The sequence below is a fragment of the [Clostridium] aerotolerans DSM 5434 genome, assembly GCF_000687555.1.
Lineage (GTDB): Bacteria > Bacillota > Clostridia > Lachnospirales > Lachnospiraceae > Lacrimispora > Lacrimispora aerotolerans.
In genome coordinates, this window is the sequence record NZ_JHWJ01000004.1 from 276987 (window position 1) to 292954 (window position 15968).

14 protein-coding genes are annotated in these 15968 nt (G+C 45.6%); all 14 read left to right on the forward strand.

Annotated elements, in window-relative coordinates; all coding sequences use genetic code 11:
• The first annotated feature begins 7 nt into the window (after nucleotides 1-7).
• The 14 genes from iolC to T546_RS0108165 all read left to right on the forward strand — a co-directional run bounded on the left by iolC (nucleotide 8) and on the right by T546_RS0108165 (nucleotide 15886).
• On the forward strand, nucleotides 8-1024 hold the full coding sequence (gene iolC / locus T546_RS0108100; RefSeq protein ID WP_026891172.1) for a 5-dehydro-2-deoxygluconokinase: 1017 nt from the start codon (nucleotides 8-10) through the stop codon (nucleotides 1022-1024).
• A gap of 19 nt (nucleotides 1025-1043) precedes the next feature.
• Nucleotides 1044-2972 (forward strand): 3D-(3,5/4)-trihydroxycyclohexane-1,2-dione acylhydrolase (decyclizing), encoded by a 1929-nt coding sequence (gene iolD / locus T546_RS0108105; RefSeq protein ID WP_026891173.1) that lies wholly within the window; start codon nucleotides 1044-1046, stop codon nucleotides 2970-2972.
• Between the two features lie 27 nt (nucleotides 2973-2999).
• A complete protein-coding gene (iolE, locus tag T546_RS0108110; protein WP_026891174.1) occupies nucleotides 3000-3899 on the forward strand; it encodes a myo-inosose-2 dehydratase in 900 nt (299 codons plus the stop codon).
• A gap of 30 nt (nucleotides 3900-3929) precedes the next feature.
• Nucleotides 3930-4943: an inositol 2-dehydrogenase gene (gene iolG / locus T546_RS0108115; protein WP_026891175.1), complete on the forward strand. Its 1014-nt coding sequence runs from the start codon at nucleotides 3930-3932 to the stop codon at nucleotides 4941-4943.
• A 27-nt stretch (nucleotides 4944-4970) separates the two neighbouring features.
• Nucleotides 4971-5747, forward strand: a complete 777-nt coding sequence (locus T546_RS0108120; RefSeq protein WP_026891176.1) for a 5-deoxy-glucuronate isomerase — start codon at nucleotides 4971-4973, stop codon at nucleotides 5745-5747.
• Nucleotides 5748-5970: 223 nt separating this feature from the next.
• Entirely contained in the window at nucleotides 5971-6645 is a 675-nt protein-coding gene (locus T546_RS0108125) for an MgtC/SapB family protein (protein WP_034598580.1), read from the forward strand.
• A gap of 75 nt (nucleotides 6646-6720) precedes the next feature.
• Nucleotides 6721-7458, forward strand: a complete 738-nt coding sequence (locus T546_RS0108130) for a phosphatase (RefSeq protein WP_034598347.1) — start codon at nucleotides 6721-6723, stop codon at nucleotides 7456-7458.
• On the forward strand, nucleotides 7455-8408 hold the full coding sequence (locus tag T546_RS0108135; RefSeq protein ID WP_026891179.1) for an ROK family protein: 954 nt from the start codon (nucleotides 7455-7457) through the stop codon (nucleotides 8406-8408). Before T546_RS0108130 ends, T546_RS0108135 begins: the two co-directional genes overlap by 4 nt.
• A 17-nt stretch (nucleotides 8409-8425) precedes the next feature.
• Nucleotides 8426-10066, forward strand: a complete 1641-nt coding sequence (locus T546_RS0108140) for a hypothetical protein (RefSeq protein WP_026891180.1) — start codon at nucleotides 8426-8428, stop codon at nucleotides 10064-10066.
• A gap of 255 nt (nucleotides 10067-10321) precedes the next feature.
• Nucleotides 10322-11953 carry an ABC transporter substrate-binding protein gene (locus tag T546_RS0108145; protein WP_034598348.1) on the forward strand — a complete coding sequence of 544 codons (1632 nt, stop codon included), beginning with the start codon at nucleotides 10322-10324 and terminating at the stop codon, nucleotides 11951-11953.
• Nucleotides 11954-12025: 72 nt separating this feature from the next.
• Nucleotides 12026-12979: an ABC transporter permease gene (locus T546_RS0108150; RefSeq protein WP_026891182.1), complete on the forward strand. Its 954-nt coding sequence runs from the start codon at nucleotides 12026-12028 to the stop codon at nucleotides 12977-12979.
• Between the two features lie 6 nt (nucleotides 12980-12985).
• Nucleotides 12986-13870 carry an ABC transporter permease gene (locus tag T546_RS0108155; RefSeq protein ID WP_242842202.1) on the forward strand — a complete coding sequence of 295 codons (885 nt, stop codon included), beginning with the start codon at nucleotides 12986-12988 and terminating at the stop codon, nucleotides 13868-13870.
• A gap of 15 nt (nucleotides 13871-13885) precedes the next feature.
• Nucleotides 13886-14905 carry an ABC transporter ATP-binding protein gene (locus T546_RS0108160; protein ID WP_026891184.1) on the forward strand — a complete coding sequence of 340 codons (1020 nt, stop codon included), beginning with the start codon at nucleotides 13886-13888 and terminating at the stop codon, nucleotides 14903-14905.
• The gene (locus T546_RS0108165; RefSeq protein WP_026891185.1) at nucleotides 14906-15886 is read left to right on the forward strand and encodes an ABC transporter ATP-binding protein; all 981 of its coding nucleotides are present in this window, start codon (nucleotides 14906-14908) and stop codon (nucleotides 15884-15886) included. It abuts the gene before it with no gap.
• Nucleotides 15887-15968 lie beyond the last annotated feature (82 nt).

The following is a 15968-nucleotide window of genomic DNA, read 5'->3' on the forward strand; positions in this document are numbered from 1 at the left end:
GGAAAGCATGCAGTATATAACATTTGATGAAAAGAGACCTATGGATTTAGTCCTGCTGGGCAGAGTGGCAGTTGATTTTAACCCGGTGGATTACTTCCATCCCTTAGCAGAGTGCACCACATTTAAAAAGTATGTGGGCGGTTCTCCGGCAAACATAGCGGTTGGTGTATCAAGACATGGATTAAAGGCAGGATTTTTCGCAAGAGTGTCTGACGACCAGTTCGGAGACTTTGTTACAGACTTTTTCAAAAAAGAAGGAATTGACGTAACCAGAATCCGCCGCTGTGAACACGGAGAAAAGATCGGTCTGACCTTTACAGAAATCTTATCCCCAACAGAAAGCAGTATCTTAATGTATCGCAACTGCATTGCCGATTTGCAGTTAAGTCCGGCGGATATTGATGAAGATTATATAAAGAATGCAAAAGCAATCTTGATTTCAGGAACTTCCCTGGCAGCCAGTCCGTCAAGAGAAGCAGCTCTTAAGGCTGTGATGCTGGCTAAGAGAAATAACACAGTTATCATTTTTGATATTGATTACCGCCCCTATAACTGGGTCAGTGAAGATGAGATATCCATCTACTATTCCATGGTAGCAAAAGAAGCGGATATTATCATGGGCTCCAGAGAGGAATTTAACTTAACAGAACGCCTTATTGAGGAAGGTCGCTCTGATAAGGAGAGTGCAGCGGCATGGCATAAGGAACGGGCAAAGATTGTCATCATTAAGCATGGCAAGGAAGGCTCCACCGCTTATACAAACGACGGCAACAGTTACAGCATTAAGCCATTCCCGGTGACTGCCTTAAAATCCTTTGGCGGCGGTGACGGATATGGTTCCGGTTTCTTATATGGTCTGTTTGAAGGCTGGGAGATGATCGACTGTCTGGAATTTGGCAGCGCGGAAGCAGCCATGATGGTGGCCAGCCACTCCTGTTCCGAGGATCTTCCGGGACCGGATGAGGTTCGTGCATTCATTAAAGAAAGCAAGGAAAAATACGGCGAAATGATCGCCAGAGCATAAAGAAGGGAGACAACGTGTTATGGGGTACACCAAAATGACGGTTGCACAGGCCTTAGTAAAGTTCCTGGATAACCAGTATGTGGAACGGGATGGAGAAGTAACAAAGTTTGTAGAAGGAGTCTTCACCATCTTCGGTCACGGAATCGTGGTAGGGTTAGGCCAGGCCTTAGACGAGAATCCAGGAAGCTTAAAGGTATATCAGGGACGAAACGAGCAGGGAATGGCTCATGTGGCAGCAGGCTATGCCAAACAGAACAACCGGAAAAAGATCATCGCCTGTTCTTCCTCCATCGGACCGGGAGCTGCCAATATGGTAACAGCAGCAGCCTGTGCTACCGTTAATAATATTCCTCTTCTCCTCCTTCCAGGAGATACTTATGCCACCAGACAGCCGGATCCTGTGCTGCAGCAGTTAGAGCAGAGCTACGGCCCGTCCATCACCACCAACGACGCCTTCCGTCCTGTGTGTAAGTTCTGGGACCGTATCGTTCGACCGGAGCAGCTGATGTCAACCATGATTAACGCTATGCGTGTCCTCACGGACCCGGCTGAGACAGGTGCGGTATGTGTGGCTCTTTCTCAGGACGCAGAAGGTGAAGCTTATGAGTACCCGGATTATTTCTTTGAGAAACGGGTTCACAGAATCTCCCGTCCAGTACCGACTGAGGCTGATTTAAAAGATTTGACCGCTATGATCGTAAGCAGCAAAAAGCCTATGATCATCTGCGGCGGCGGTGTGAGGTATTCTGAGGCTGGGGAAGAGCTGATGAAATTCTGTGAGACCTTCCGCATTCCATTTGCGGAGACTCAGTCAGGAAAGAGCGCCTGTAAGTCCTCTCACCCTTATAATCTTGGGGGCCTTGGGGTTACCGGTAACTTGTCTGCAAACACCATTGCTGAAGAAGCTGATTTAATCATTTCCGTGGGAAGCCGTTTGTCTGACTTTACCACTGGCTCAAAGAACCAGTTTAAGAATCCAGAAGTGAAGATAGCTTCCATTAATATTTCCAGATTCCATGCTTACAAAATGGATTCCCTTCCCGTAGTGGCAGATGCGAAAGCAGCCCTTGAAGTTCTTTCTAAGAGCCTGAAGGAAAAAGGCTATATATCAGCTTACAATTGTGAGATTGAGGAAGCGAAGAAAGCCTGGGACGAAGAGATGGAGCGTCTTTCCAACTACTGCTATGACGATGATTTTGAGCCGATTGTAAAAGCCAGAAATCCAGTATCCATCGAGGAATTCGTAGAGCTTACAGGTGGTGTCATCACGCAGACAGCAGCAATCTCTTTAATCCGCAAAGAAATTGATCCTGACGCCATTGTCATCGGTGCTTCCGGAAGTCTTCCAGGCTGCTTACAGAGAATGTGGACCACAGATCAAAAGGATGCCTACCACATGGAATACGGTTATTCCTGTATGGGCTATGAGATCGCAGCAAGCCTGGGAGCCAAGATGGCCTCTCCGAACCAGGAGGTATACTCCATGTGCGGCGATGGAAGCTTCCAGATGCTTCACAGTGAGCTTGCCACCTCATTGCAGGAAGGCATGAAGATCAATGTTTTATTGTTTGATAACTGCGGCTTTGGCTGCATCAACAATCTCCAGATGTCAAACGGAATCGGAAACCTGGCTACAGAATTCCGTTACCGTGGTGAAGATGGAACCTTAAACGGCGGACTGATCCCAGTGGATTATGCCAAGGTCTGTGAAGGATATGGGGTTAAGACCTACACAGCAAAAACACTGGAGGAATTAAAGGAAGCGCTTGCGGATGCCAAGAAGCAGACCGTATCTACTTTAATTGATATCAAGGTACTTCCAAAGACCATGACAGAAGGTTACAAGTCCTGGTGGAATGTAGGCCTTGCAAGCGTAACAGGAATTGAAGGGCAGCAAAAAGCGTATGAAAATCTGATTGAAAACCGCGGAAAAGCCAGGCGGTATTAAATAATATAACAGGGAAGGGATACCGATATGTTAAACAAGGAGAAAGTAAAATTAGGAATCGCACCAATCGCATGGACCAATGATGATCTTCCAGATCTTGGAGGGGAGAATACCTTTGAGCAGTGTGTCAGTGAAATGGCACTGGCCGGGTTTACAGGCTCTGAGGTAGGAAATAAATACCCAAGAGATGTAGAGGTATTAAAAAAAGCTCTTAATTTAAGAGGCGTAGAGATCTGCAACGCATGGTTTTCCACCTTCTTAATCAGCAAGCCTTACGAAGAGACAGAAGCAGAATTTAAAAAGCATGTGGCATTCCTTGCAGCCATGGGCGCAAAGGTAGTAGGGGTCTCCGAACAGAGCTACAGCACCCAGGGAATTCAGGATCAGCCAGTTTTCGAAGGAAAGCATGAGATGGATGATAGGGAATGGGATCTCTTATGTGACGGTCTGAACCGTCTTGGAAAGGTATCCAAAGAGGAATACGGCGTTGCTCTTACCTTCCACCATCACATGGGAACCGTTGTTCAGAGTGCCAAAGAAGTAGAGCGTATGATGGCAGGCACTGACCCGGAATACGTAAGCCTTCTTTTTGACAGCGGTCACTTTGCTTACTGCGACGAAGACCCGGTTGAAATGGTCACAAAGTATGTAAACCGCATCAAACATGTACATTTAAAGGATATCCGTCCCGAAGTAGTAAAGCAGGTAAGAGAAGAGAAGATGAGCTTCCTGGCAGGCGTGAGAGCCGGTGCTTTCACCATTCCAGGAGATGGCTGCGTAAACTTTGATCCTATTTTCAAGGTATTAGAGGACGCCTCCTATGAAGGCTATATGGTGGTTGAGGCAGAGCAGGATCCAGCAAAAGCTAACCCATTAGAATACGCCATCAATGCAAGAAAATTCATCGCAGAAAAAACTGGTCTTTAATCCATCAAACAATAAAAGGAGAAGAATATTATGGTAACCGTAGGAATTATCGGAGCAGGAAGAATCGGAAAGGTTCATACTACTAGCATCTGCAACATTGTTAAAAATGCAACAATCAAGACCATTGCTGACCCATTTATGAACGAAGAAACTGCTGAGTGGGCAAAGAGCATGGGCGTTACTCATACCACCAAGGATTACAAGGAAATTTTAGCTGACCCGGAGATTGATGCTGTACTTATTTGTTCTTCCACAAACACTCATTCTCCAATTTCTGTGGAAGCAATCAAAGCTGGAAAACATGTATTCTGCGAAAAACCAATCGACCATGACATTGATAAAATCAAAGAAGTTATTGATGCATTAAAGGACAGCAAGGTAAAATACCAGGTTGGCTTTAACCGCCGCTTTGACCATAACTTTGAAGCAGTGAAAAATGCAGTGGTAGCTGGAAAAATCGGTGAGCCTCATATCATCAAGGTGACCTCCAGAGATCCAGAGCCGCCAAGTGCAGAGTACGCAGCTGTTTCCGGTGGTATGTTCCTTGATATGACCATTCATGATTTTGATATGGTTCGTTTCCTTGCAGGATGTGATGCAGAAGAAATTTATGTACAGTCAGCTGTCCTCGTTGATCCGGCCATTGGAGAAGCAGGCGATGTGGATACCGCAGTCATTACCATTAAGATGGAAAATGGTGCCATTGCTGTGATCGACAACTCCAGAAAAGCAGTTTACGGCTATGACCAGAGAGCAGAAGTATTTGGCTCCAAGGGCATGGTAGCAACTGCCAATGACACCGAATCCAGTGCTGTATTAAGCACCGCTGACGGCGTGACTGGTGAAAAGCCGCTTTACTTCTTCTTAGAGCGTTACATGCAGTCCTTCGCAAAAGAGGTAAACTGCTTTATCGATGCCATTGAACATAATACGGATACTCCTCTTGGTGTATTAGACGGATTAAAGCCAGTTCTTATGGGAATCGCAGCAAAGAAATCCGTAGAGGAACACAGACCAGTTAAGATATCAGAAATCACAATGTAAGAGCCACAAAGGGAGAAAGGAGCTTTCATGAGCGAATTATTCAGCTACCCGGAGTTTGACAAGGACGGAATTAAAGTCCTTTGCAAAGCCGGTGATGCGAACAATGATATGTTAATGGACATTGCTGTCTATGAACTAAAAAATGGAGAGGAACGTACCTTTGCCTATTCCCAGAATGAGATGGCAGTCCTTTTACTTACGGGAGAAGTCACCTTTTCCTGGGAAGGGAAGGAAGAGAGCGGAAAGCGTACCAGCCTCATTGAGGAAGGCCCTTACTGTCTTCATGTATGCAAGGGAATGTCAGTGAAGGTATCTGCAAAGGCTGACAGCCAGATTCTCGTTCAGTGCACGGAAAATGAGACCATCTTTGAAAGCGTGTTCTACCGCCCCAGTGACTGCACCAATGATATCTTTGGTGAGGGATTATGGGAAAATAAAATGAAGCGTACGGTCCGCACCATCTTCGACTACAGCAATGCTCCTTATTCCAATATGGTAAACGGAGAAGTAATCACCCATCAGGGCGGCTGGTCCAGCTACACCCCCCACGAGCATCCCCAGCCAGAGGTATATTACTATAGTTATGAGCGACCAGAGGGCTTTGGAGCCTGTTTTATCGGCGAAGAGGCATTTAAGATTAAGGACGGAAGCTGCGCGAAGATTCCAGGAGGAAAGACCCACCCCCAGACAACCGCACCCGGATTCCCCATGTATTACTGCTGGATGATCCGCCACCTTCCGGGTAATCCCTGGACAACCAGAGTAGACGATCCAAGATACAACTGGATCAAAGACGTGAAATAAAGAGTGGAGAGATGCTTGTGTCCCAGCAGGCATCTCTCTACTTTTATATATTTCCTCTTAACTTTTACATAAAAAGGCCGAATACAAAAAGTGCATAGTTATTGAAGAGAGAAACGCAAATTCTGCGCTGACGTTTTCAATCAAACATGTTAAATTAGTAGCATATTTATAACATAACAGCTTTATACAGAAAAGGGGTATCGTAATGGTTCATGTTCAACAAATGCTGGCGGCGGTAATCGAAAAGTATGAACTCGGTTATCAGACCAGTTTGTTTTTAAGGATTGTTGTGGCAGGGGTATTCGGATATCTCATTGGATATGAGAGAAAAAGCCGTTATAAAGGAGCAGGAATGAGGACCCATGCCATCGTTGCCATGGGAGCTGCTCTCATGATGGTGGTCTCCAAGTATGGATTCAGGGACATTCCTAATTTTGATGCATCAAGAATTGCTGCCCAGATCGTTTCCGGAATTGGTTTTTTGGGAGCTGGTGTCATCTTCATCAAGAATAACTCCGTAAGCGGGCTGACCACAGCCGCCGGTATCTGGGCAACGGCAGGAGTCGGTATGGCCATCGGTGCCGGTTGCTATTACATGGGAGGAGGAGCCAGCCTGCTTCTTATCTTTACGCAGATCATACTTCACGATGTGCCATTTTTAGCCAAGGAGCCATACCGGAGTATGTTAAAGATCAGCACCTCTCATTATGACTCATTAATCAAAGATCTTTTTAATATGCTAGGCGAAGAAAAGATTCGTGTGCTAAATGTGAAAATCGGAAAATCAAAGGACATCACCAAGGTAGAGCTGGACCTTCTCTATCCGGCAGGATATGAGAAAAATGACCTGATCCTCAAATGGTCTGCAGACAAACGAATCGAATCCATTAACGGTTAAATTCAGGTTGAAGCCTCTATTTCAGGGGAATATAATAGACGTTAACCAGGACAATCAGAAAAAAGCAGGATAAAAATGATAAAACATCTGACAGCGGATTTACACATCCATACGGATGTGAGTAAACACGGCTACAGCACCGTTTATGAAAATATTATGGCTGCAAAGGCGGCCGGGCTGACCCACGTTGGAATCAGCAATCACGGCCCAGCCCACGATGACGGAGCCCCGGAGGGACATTTTAGAAATCTAAGGGTCATACCTGAGATGGTAGAAGGCGTCCGAGTCTACCGGGGAGCGGAATTAAATATTACAGATTATAATGGAAGCATTGACTTAAGCGGGGATACCATAAGAAACAGACTGGATTATACCATTGCCTCCTTTCACGATGAGGTCATATCACCAGGGACCAGAGAGGACCACACAAGGGCATATTTAGACCTTGCGGCCAATCCTTTGGTGGATATCATCGGGCATAGCGGAACCCATGGCTTTCCTTATGATTATGAGCGCGTGATACCGGAGTTTAAACGGTATGAAAAGGCAGTTGAAATCAATGAGGCAACCTTTCATGTACGAAAGCAGTCCGCAGAAAACTGCATGAACATCGCCAGACTGTGCGCCCTTCATGGAGTTTTCGTGATTGTAAACTCAGATGCCCATTTTTGCAAGCTGGTAGGAGTGTTCCATAACGCCCTGGAAATGCTTCAACAGATCAATTTCCCGGAGGAACTTATTTTAAATGGGGATGGGAAACGTCTGGAAGCATGGCTGCAAAGGAGAAATCAATTAAAGGAGCAGGGGATATGAGATATTACATTGGAATCGATCTTGGAGGAACCAATATCGCAGCAGGACTGGTAGGAGAAGACGGCACTTTGTTAAAGCAGCTTTCAATCCCTACAAACAGCGGAAGGAGTGCCCGTGAAATCGTTAAGGATATGGCGGATCTAGCAAAGGAAGCGGCAGACCTTGGCGGGATATCATGGGATCAAATAGAGGCAGTTGGAGTTGGTGTGCCTGGAACAGCTAACCGGGACACTGGCATTGTGGAATATGCCAATAATCTTGGCTTTTACGATGAGCCAATGGTAGCCATGCTGGAGGAAGAGCTTCCGGGAAAGGCCATCCGGTTTGATAACGATGCCAATGCCGCCGCCTGGGGAGAATACGTGGCAGGCAGCGGAAAAGGCAGCAGATCCATGCTGGCAGTGACTCTAGGAACCGGCGTAGGCGGTGGAATCATTCTGGACGGAAAGCTGTTTCGCGGCGTGAATTATGCGGCTGGGGAATTCGGACACTTTGTCATTGACCGGAACGGAATTGAGTGCAACTGCGGCAGACGGGGATGTTTTGAAAATTATGCATCGGCTACAGCTTTGGTGGCACAGACAAAGGAAGCCATGGAAAAGAACCCTCAGTCCATTTTGTGGGAGCTGTGCGGCAAAGACATCAATCAGGTAGAGGGAAGGACCTTGTTTGATGGAGTGAGGCAGGGAGATGATACAGCAAACCAGGTCCTTCATCAGTTCATTGAATACTTAGGCACAGGACTGGTAGACTTAATCAATATCTTTCAGCCGGAGCTTATCTGCATTGGCGGAGGAATCAGTAAGGCAGGTGAGCTTTTATTAACGCCGCTCCAGACGATTATTGACCGGGAAGATTATGCCGCTACTTCTCGTAAACGGACAAAGATTGTGGTGGCAAAGCTGGATAATGACGCGGGCCTTATTGGTGCGGCGCTGTTAGAATCGTAGAAAAGAGGAAAATCAGGATGAAACGATATATGGAACATATGATCCGTTCCGCAGAACAGAGAGTGGATCAATTTTTAAGCCTGCAGGTAAAAGACGAAAGAGATGTATTTTTCGGAGGGATGAAACGCCCTATCTTAGAGGCAAAGCCTACGATTTATGTGATGGCAGATGCAGCGTCCGTGTATCTCAATGAAAAGAGCCGTTATTATAAGAGTGAAAGGCTGTTAAAAGCTATGGAGGCAGCCATCATTTTTATTAAGAACTGTCAAAGGGAAGATGGGAGCTTTGATTACCCGTCCTGTAACTTTAAATCAGCACCGGATACCTCTTTTTGCTTTAAGCGCCTCATAGCCACCTACCGTCTGTTCCTAAGATACACAGGGGAAGAGGAGCTTGTTTCCTTAAAGGCTGGCTACCGTTACGTTCTTGTAAAGACACTGACAGCTCTTTTAACAGGTGGTTTTCACACTCCAAACCATCGCTGGGGCATTACGGCGGCTCTCATGCAGGGAGCAAATCTTGTAAAGGAAGAAAATCCTGAGCTTTCCAGCCAGCTTATGAAGCGTGCTAAACAGTATCTTAATGAGGGCATTGATGGCAACGAGGAAGGGGAGTACGCGGAGCGTTCCACAGGCAATTATAATGCAGTGGTGAACAACGCCATGATGGCCATGTATGAGGAATCTGGTGACGAGAGCTATCTTGGTTATGTGGAGCGGAATTTAAAGATGATGCTTTACTACATTGATCCTGATGATACGATTTTTACACAGAATTCAACAAGACAGGATCAGGGCAAGGCAGATTACCCGGACAAGTACCTTTACCAGTATTTATATATGGCGGCAAAAACGGGGTTTGATGTATTTGACCGCGCGGCCCATAAAATCATAAAGGATAACACAGAACGTGGGGATATGGCGCCGGAATGCCTTCACATTATTATGCTTCACGACTTTATGATGAATTATGAATTTAAGGGTTATGGATTCCTTGAGACCTATCATAAGCATTTTGAAGAGGCAGGGGTTATCCGTGGGAAAACGACGGAGTATGGCTACAGTATTTTAAAAGGAAAGAGTGCCTTCCTTTTTCTTAAGTTCCAGGAGACACTTATTTACTTAAAGATTGGGGAAAGCTACTGTGATATCCGGAATTTCATTCCACAGACCATAGAGGAAAAGGACGGCGTCTGCACCCTGACATCTGTGGCTAAGGGCTGGTATTATCTTCCTTTTGCTGAAAAGCAAAGTACCAACGATTGGTGGAAGATGGATCATACCAAGCGGGAAATCTTAAACAGCAGTGAAATTAAAATGACTGTAACCTTAAAGGAGCTTTCCGATGGTATGGAAATCAGTGTGAAGGCAGATGGTCTGGATCAGGTGCCGCTGCGGGTTGAAATCTGTATTCCGGCAGGAAGTATTCTTGAGAATGAACATTTCCATATGCGTGCGGCAAAAGGAGAAGACATGGTGCTAAGAGATGGGTATGTGACCTTAATCCATGGCAATCAGAAACTTCTTTTTGGACCTGGTTATGGAACCCATGAATTTGGGGGACATTATTCAGGAGAAGAAATCAACGAATCCGGCTTCACCATTTACTTTAATGATTACACTCCTTATGAAAGAACGTTTTCCATCCGCAAGGCGTAAGGGCAGGAGAAAGATAAAGGAGAAGGTTCCGGTGCAGGGCTGCACCGGAATTTTTGTATGGTAAATCCTGTCTGATGGATGTGAAATTTGTATTAACATTTAAACATATGAAAAAAATAGGAAATTAACGAAAACCAGTTGCAAAATTACCCGAAGTGAGTATATAATAAATTTACTTTTTAGTAAATGACGGTTACCAGTGATTCTGGATTATCATATACGTCGTGGGTTAGCTAGAAATGAAAGGAGATAATTATGAAAAAATCACTTAAAAAAATTGGGTTAGCGTTTATGACCTCCATGCTGGTTCTTGGAGCGCTTACCGCATGCGGCGGAAAGGATCCGGGCGCAGAAAATAATACATCCTCCAGTGCAGCAGGAGAGACTACAAAAGCAGGCGAGACCGCGGCTGGAACAAAGACCGGTGGAGACAGTACCTTTACCTATGCCATTGCAGGCGATCCGGGAGCGAATGTTAACGTAATTACAACAAGCGACCGTTTTGGTCTTATGACAATTAAAATGATCTATTCCCCATTATATATGTACAACGCAGATGGCATCAACTATTTCCTCGCAAAGAGCGTTGAACCCTCTGACGATAAATTGACTTATACCGTACATTTACGGGACGATGTAAAGTGGTCTGACGGAGAGAAATTCACGGCGGATGACGTAGTATTCACCTTTGATGCCATGGAAAAAGAAGAGAATGCGGGCTGGGCCTACTCTCAGCTTGTTTACCCGGAAGGCAGTGTTAAGGTTGCCAAGGTAGATGATTATACCGTTACCTTTACCATGCCAGTGGTCAATGCTGCAGCAGAGGAGATGATTTCCCAGATCTTCATCATGCCAAAGCATGTTTATGAGAATGTGACCAGCTTTGAAAACAATGAAGTGAATTCAAAGCCCGTTGGAACAGGTCCATACGTAATGTCAGAGTACTCCGCAGGTTCCTATGTGAAGTTCACAAAGAATGAGAACTACTTCCTGGGAGCACCTTCGATTGATAACATTGTTTACCGGATCATTGAAAATGAAAATACAGCAAAAACAGCCATTCAGAGCGGGGAAGTAGATGCCTGGATCGGAACTCCTACTCAGGTGGAGCAGATGGATCTAAAGTCCAATAACTTAACCGTTCATCCTTATCAGGAAGGCCGAGTCGGCTATCTGATGATGAACGAAAAGCGCATGACTGATGAGAACTTAAGAAAAGCAGTACTTTATGCCATTGATAAAAAAGCCATTGCAGATGCTATTTTCTTAGATGCCGCTAACTACGATCTGCCATGGAGCTTCATACCTCCAAACAGCGAGTTCTTTACGGAGGATGTAGAAAAATATGGTCAGGACCTTGAAAAGTCAAAAGAATTCCTGGCTGCTTCCGGCAACAAGGCGCCTGAGCTTACCCTGGCATACAGCGCAACAGACAGCATTCAGTCAACCACTGCCATTCTTGTTCAGGAACAGCTTCAGAAGGTCGGCATTAAGGTAAACTTAACAGGCGTGGATTCCACTGCACTGAGCCAGCAGATGAAAAAAGAAGATAATGCATACGACATGTATTTCGGCGGTTATATCATGGGAATTGACCCGGATACCTTTACCAGCCTCTTTGAGAGTGGAAGCGGTTTTAACTACATGCATTACAATTATCCTGAGATCGATGAGCTGTTCTCTCAGGGACGGAAAGAAACCGACAAAGCAAAGAGAAAAGAAATCTATACAAAGCTTCAGCAGAAAATACAGGATACAGCCTGCTTCTATCCGCTGTACTCCAATAAGCGTCTTTTAGTGGTATCAGACAGAATCACAGGCATCGAGGATGCAAAGCTGGTTCCTGTCTATACCTTTGAAGATACTTCCAAGCTTAAGTTAAAATAAAACGTTGAAAAAGGGGTTTTTTGCTGCTTCATTTCCTGCGGCAAATGCCCCTTTTTATAAGGAGATAATTCTATGGCCAAATATATATTAAAGCGAATATTGACAGCCATACCCATGGTCCTTTTCATCACCATCCTGTGCTTTACTCTCATGCATTTTTCACCATACGATGCCATAGATGCCATGACAAACCCCAGGATGTCCCAGGAAACCATTGATTTAATTAAGGCAAAGTACGGATATGACCAGCCCCTTTATATTCAGTATTTCCGCTGGCTTGATGGACTGATGAATGGAAATTATGGATATTCTATCGTAACAAAGCAAAGCATTGCAGCGGATCTTTCCGTCAGAATTCCTAATACATTTAAGCTGGTGCTTCCAGCCTATATTACTGCTTACTTTCTGGCCGTTGTGCTGGGACTCTTGGCAGGCTCTCATAAAAACCGGACGGCAGATAAGCTGATTGACGGTTTTTCTTCCGTTGGAATCGCAGTTCCTTCCTTCTGGTTTTCCATGCTCCTTATCTTTGTCTTTGGATATAAGCTGAAGCTTCTTCCCTTTGTTGGAATGAATTCCGTTGGAATGGAAGCCTCTGTGGCTGACTTTATGAGACATTACATCATGCCCTTTACCACACTTGTATTTACCTTTCTGCCTGCCAATATAAAGTTCGTCCGTTCCTCCACCCTGACTCAGTTTTCAGAGGATTATGTACTGGTGCAGCAGGCCTTTGGTGCCAGCAAGCGGGAAATCATGTTTAAGCATGTCTGCAAAAATGTACTCCTGCCGGTGGTTACAAGACTTGGAATGGCATTGCCATTATTAGTAACTGGAGCTATCATCACAGAGACCGTATTTGGCTGGCCAGGGGTAGGTCCTTACTTTATCAAAGCCATTCAGGGCCTGGATTACCCCATTGTCATGATTATCCTTGTGTTGTCCTCAACTCTGGTAATCCTTGGCAATCTTCTGTCAGATATCCTGTACTGTCTCATCGATCCGCGTATTCGGGAAATGGGGTGATGACAAATGAGAAAGAAAGATAATATGAAACATAACAACAGGTCCACAAGAATGGACAGCGTGATTCTTGTATTAAAGCATGATAAGGCAGCGGTACTCTCCCTGATTCTTTTAGGGATTATCATCCTGTTTGCCCTTATCGCCCCCTTACTTCCCGTAGATCCCAATGCCACGGACGTCATCAACCGGTTAAAATCTCCGTCTCTGACTCATCTGTTTGGAACCGATGAAGTGGGAAGGGATTATTTTGCAAGAGTCATTTATGGAGGCCGTGTCTCCCTTTTGGTTGGATTTCTAGCCATGCTCACAAGCCTTACCATCGGCGTTGCGGTGGGAACCATCTCCGGGTTCTGTGGTGGGATCATAGATGCCATACTGATGCGTATCGTAGACGTTCTTCACTCCATACCATGGATGATTTTAGTAACCGTTGTCAGCATCTTTTTAAAGCCAGGACTTAAGTCCATCATACTTGTAATCGGACTCTTTACCTGGATGGAGATTGCAAGGCTGGTACGTGCGGAGACTCTTTCTTTAAAAGAGAGGGAATTTGTCCTTTATGCCAAATTTTCGGGAGTTGGTGTTTTAACAATCATTCTGCGCCATATTATCCCCGCAGTATTTCCCACCATCATCGTCTCAGCCACCACCAGCATGGCAAATGCCATTATGACAGAGTCCTCCCTAAGCTTCTTAGGGGTCGGAATTCAGCAGCCAATGTCCTCCTGGGGCAGTCTCCTTCAGGATGCCCAGGGAACCATGCAGAACAACTTTTTCATGGCCTTAATTCCAGGACTTTTAATCATAATAACGATTTTTAGCTTTAATAAGCTTGGGAATTTACTTCGGGTCTATGTGGAGCCTAAGGTCATGAACGATGAGAAAGAATAAAGTGAGGGAATAAAAGTGGAAGATTCAAACAATAAAAATAAAGAAATCCTGTCTGCCAGGAATGCACACACCACTTTTCATACCCATGGAAAATCGGTGCAGGCAGTACGAGGTGTCAGCTTCCATGTCGGGCAGAAGGAAATCCTTGCTGTGGTAGGAGAATCCGGAAGCGGAAAAAGCGTTCTCATGAAATCAATCATGGGACTGATGCCTGACAATGCAGAAATTACCGCAGATGAAATCCGGTTTATGGACCGGGAGCTTACTGCCATGACACCGGAGCAGCTAAGAAAAATACGGGGAAAGGAAATTGCCATGGTATTTCAGGATCCCATGACAGCCTTAAACCCTTTAAGAACCATAGGATACCACCTTATGGAGGTGTTAAAACGGCACCGTAACATGAGCGGAAAAGAAGCCCATAACGAGGCCATAGAAGTGCTGAAGCAAGTAGGAATTTCTTCCCCGGAAAAGCGTCTCATGCAGTATCCCCACGAGTTTTCCGGCGGAATGCGCCAGAGAGCTTTAATAGCCATGGCCCTTTGCTGTTTGCCAAAGCTTTTGATCGCAGATGAGCCTACGACAGCCCTTGATGTGACCATTCAGGCCCAAATCCTTGAACTGTTAAAGAAGCTTCAGGAAGAGAATGGAATGAGCGTGGTATTAATCACTCATGACCTTGGTGTGGTAGCAAGCTTAAGCCATAGAATCTGTGTGATGTACGGCGGACTTATTATGGAGGAGGGGCTGACCGATGAAATCTTTTATGCTCCCAAACATCCTTATACAAAAGCGCTCTTAAGAGCCATTCCAAAGCCCCAGTCAGGAAACAAAGAGCGGCTGGAAGCCATTCCTGGAATGGCCCCGTCCCTGGCTTCTCCACCCCCTGGATGCCCTTTTGCAGAGCGGTGTAAATTCGCCTGTGAAGCATGCAATGAGGCCATACCACAGTACCGGGTGTATTCTGATACTCAGAGGGCTCTGTGCATCTTTTCTGACGAAGAGCTTCATGCCATGGAACAGGAGGTGGAGTAAATGGAACAGAACAACCAGGAGATCCTTCTGGAAGCGAAAAACTTGTGTAAATACTTCCCTCAAAAGGACTTTTTTGGGCGGAAAAAAGCAGAGGTAAAGGCTGTTGATGGCATCAATCTTGCCATACGAAAAGGCGAGACCTTCGGCCTTGTTGGAGAGTCTGGCTGCGGGAAATCAACCCTTGGGCGCACCCTCATCCGGATGTATGATCCCACCAGCGGTTCTATCCATTTTAAGGGTCAGGATATTACTGGATGGAAGGGGAAACAGCTCCTTCCCATTCATAAGCAGATGCAGATCATTTTCCAGGATCCCTATTCAGCCCTTGATCCCCATCTAAATGTAAGGGAAATCATCAAAGAGTCCCTGACGGCCGGAGGAAAGATGGCTGCCAGCGAAATGGATGGAAGAATCGAAGAGCTCCTGAAAAGGGTGGGAATGAAACCGGATGATATGCATAAGTATGCATACGAATTCTCCGGGGGACAGCGTCAGAGAATCGGAGTTGCCAGAGCACTTTCCGTGGAGCCGGAATTTCTTCTCTGCGACGAACCGATATCAGCTCTTGATGTGTCGATTCAGGCCCAGGTGGTGAATATGCTGGAAGATCTTCAGGAAGAATTAGGGCTTACCTACCTGTTCGTTGCCCATGATTTATCCATGGTGCGCCACATATCCACCAGAATTGGTGTCATGTATTTAGGCAGACTGGTGGAGGTGGCAGATTGTGATGAACTCTATGAAAATCCTCTTCATCCTTACACGAAAGCCCTTCTTTCTGCCATTCCTGTGGCTGATCCAAAGGCAGCAAGAGCGGCCAGCCGCCTTATGTTATCAGGAGAACTCCCAAGTCCCATGGATGTACCAGGCGGATGCCACTTCCATACCCGGTGCATGGACGCTCAGAAAGAATGTGAAGAATCCATTCCAGGCATGCGTGAAATAACTCCGGGGCATTACGTGGCATGCTCCTGTATCTGACATTTTACGCAGGATGAGAGAAAAACATTAGAAAAATAATTCTTGACTTTTTAATCAAAACTTTTTATAATAACAACAATTA

Excerpts from the sequence above, each read along its gene's own strand:
- iolG (WP_026891175.1), top strand. The coding sequence starts at position 3,930 with ATGGTAACCGTAGGAATTATCGGAGCAGGAAGAATCGGAAAGGTTCAT.
- T546_RS0108135 (WP_026891179.1), top strand. The coding sequence starts at position 7,455 with ATGAGATATTACATTGGAATCGATCTTGGAGGAACCAATATCGCAGCA.
- iolC (WP_026891172.1), top strand. The coding sequence starts at position 8 with ATGCAGTATATAACATTTGATGAAAAGAGACCTATGGATTTAGTCCTG.
- T546_RS0108165 (WP_026891185.1), top strand. The coding sequence starts at position 14,906 with ATGGAACAGAACAACCAGGAGATCCTTCTGGAAGCGAAAAACTTGTGT.
- T546_RS0108145 (WP_034598348.1), top strand. The coding sequence starts at position 10,322 with ATGAAAAAATCACTTAAAAAAATTGGGTTAGCGTTTATGACCTCCATG.
- T546_RS0108125 (WP_034598580.1), top strand. The coding sequence starts at position 5,971 with ATGCTGGCGGCGGTAATCGAAAAGTATGAACTCGGTTATCAGACCAGT.
- T546_RS0108120 (WP_026891176.1), top strand. The coding sequence starts at position 4,971 with ATGAGCGAATTATTCAGCTACCCGGAGTTTGACAAGGACGGAATTAAA.
- T546_RS0108150 (WP_026891182.1), top strand. The coding sequence starts at position 12,026 with ATGGCCAAATATATATTAAAGCGAATATTGACAGCCATACCCATGGTC.
- T546_RS0108140 (WP_026891180.1), top strand. The coding sequence starts at position 8,426 with ATGAAACGATATATGGAACATATGATCCGTTCCGCAGAACAGAGAGTG.
- iolD (WP_026891173.1), top strand. The coding sequence starts at position 1,044 with ATGGGGTACACCAAAATGACGGTTGCACAGGCCTTAGTAAAGTTCCTG.
- iolE (WP_026891174.1), top strand. The coding sequence starts at position 3,000 with ATGTTAAACAAGGAGAAAGTAAAATTAGGAATCGCACCAATCGCATGG.
- T546_RS0108155 (WP_242842202.1), top strand. The coding sequence starts at position 12,986 with ATGAGAAAGAAAGATAATATGAAACATAACAACAGGTCCACAAGAATG.
- T546_RS0108130 (WP_034598347.1), top strand. The coding sequence starts at position 6,721 with ATGATAAAACATCTGACAGCGGATTTACACATCCATACGGATGTGAGT.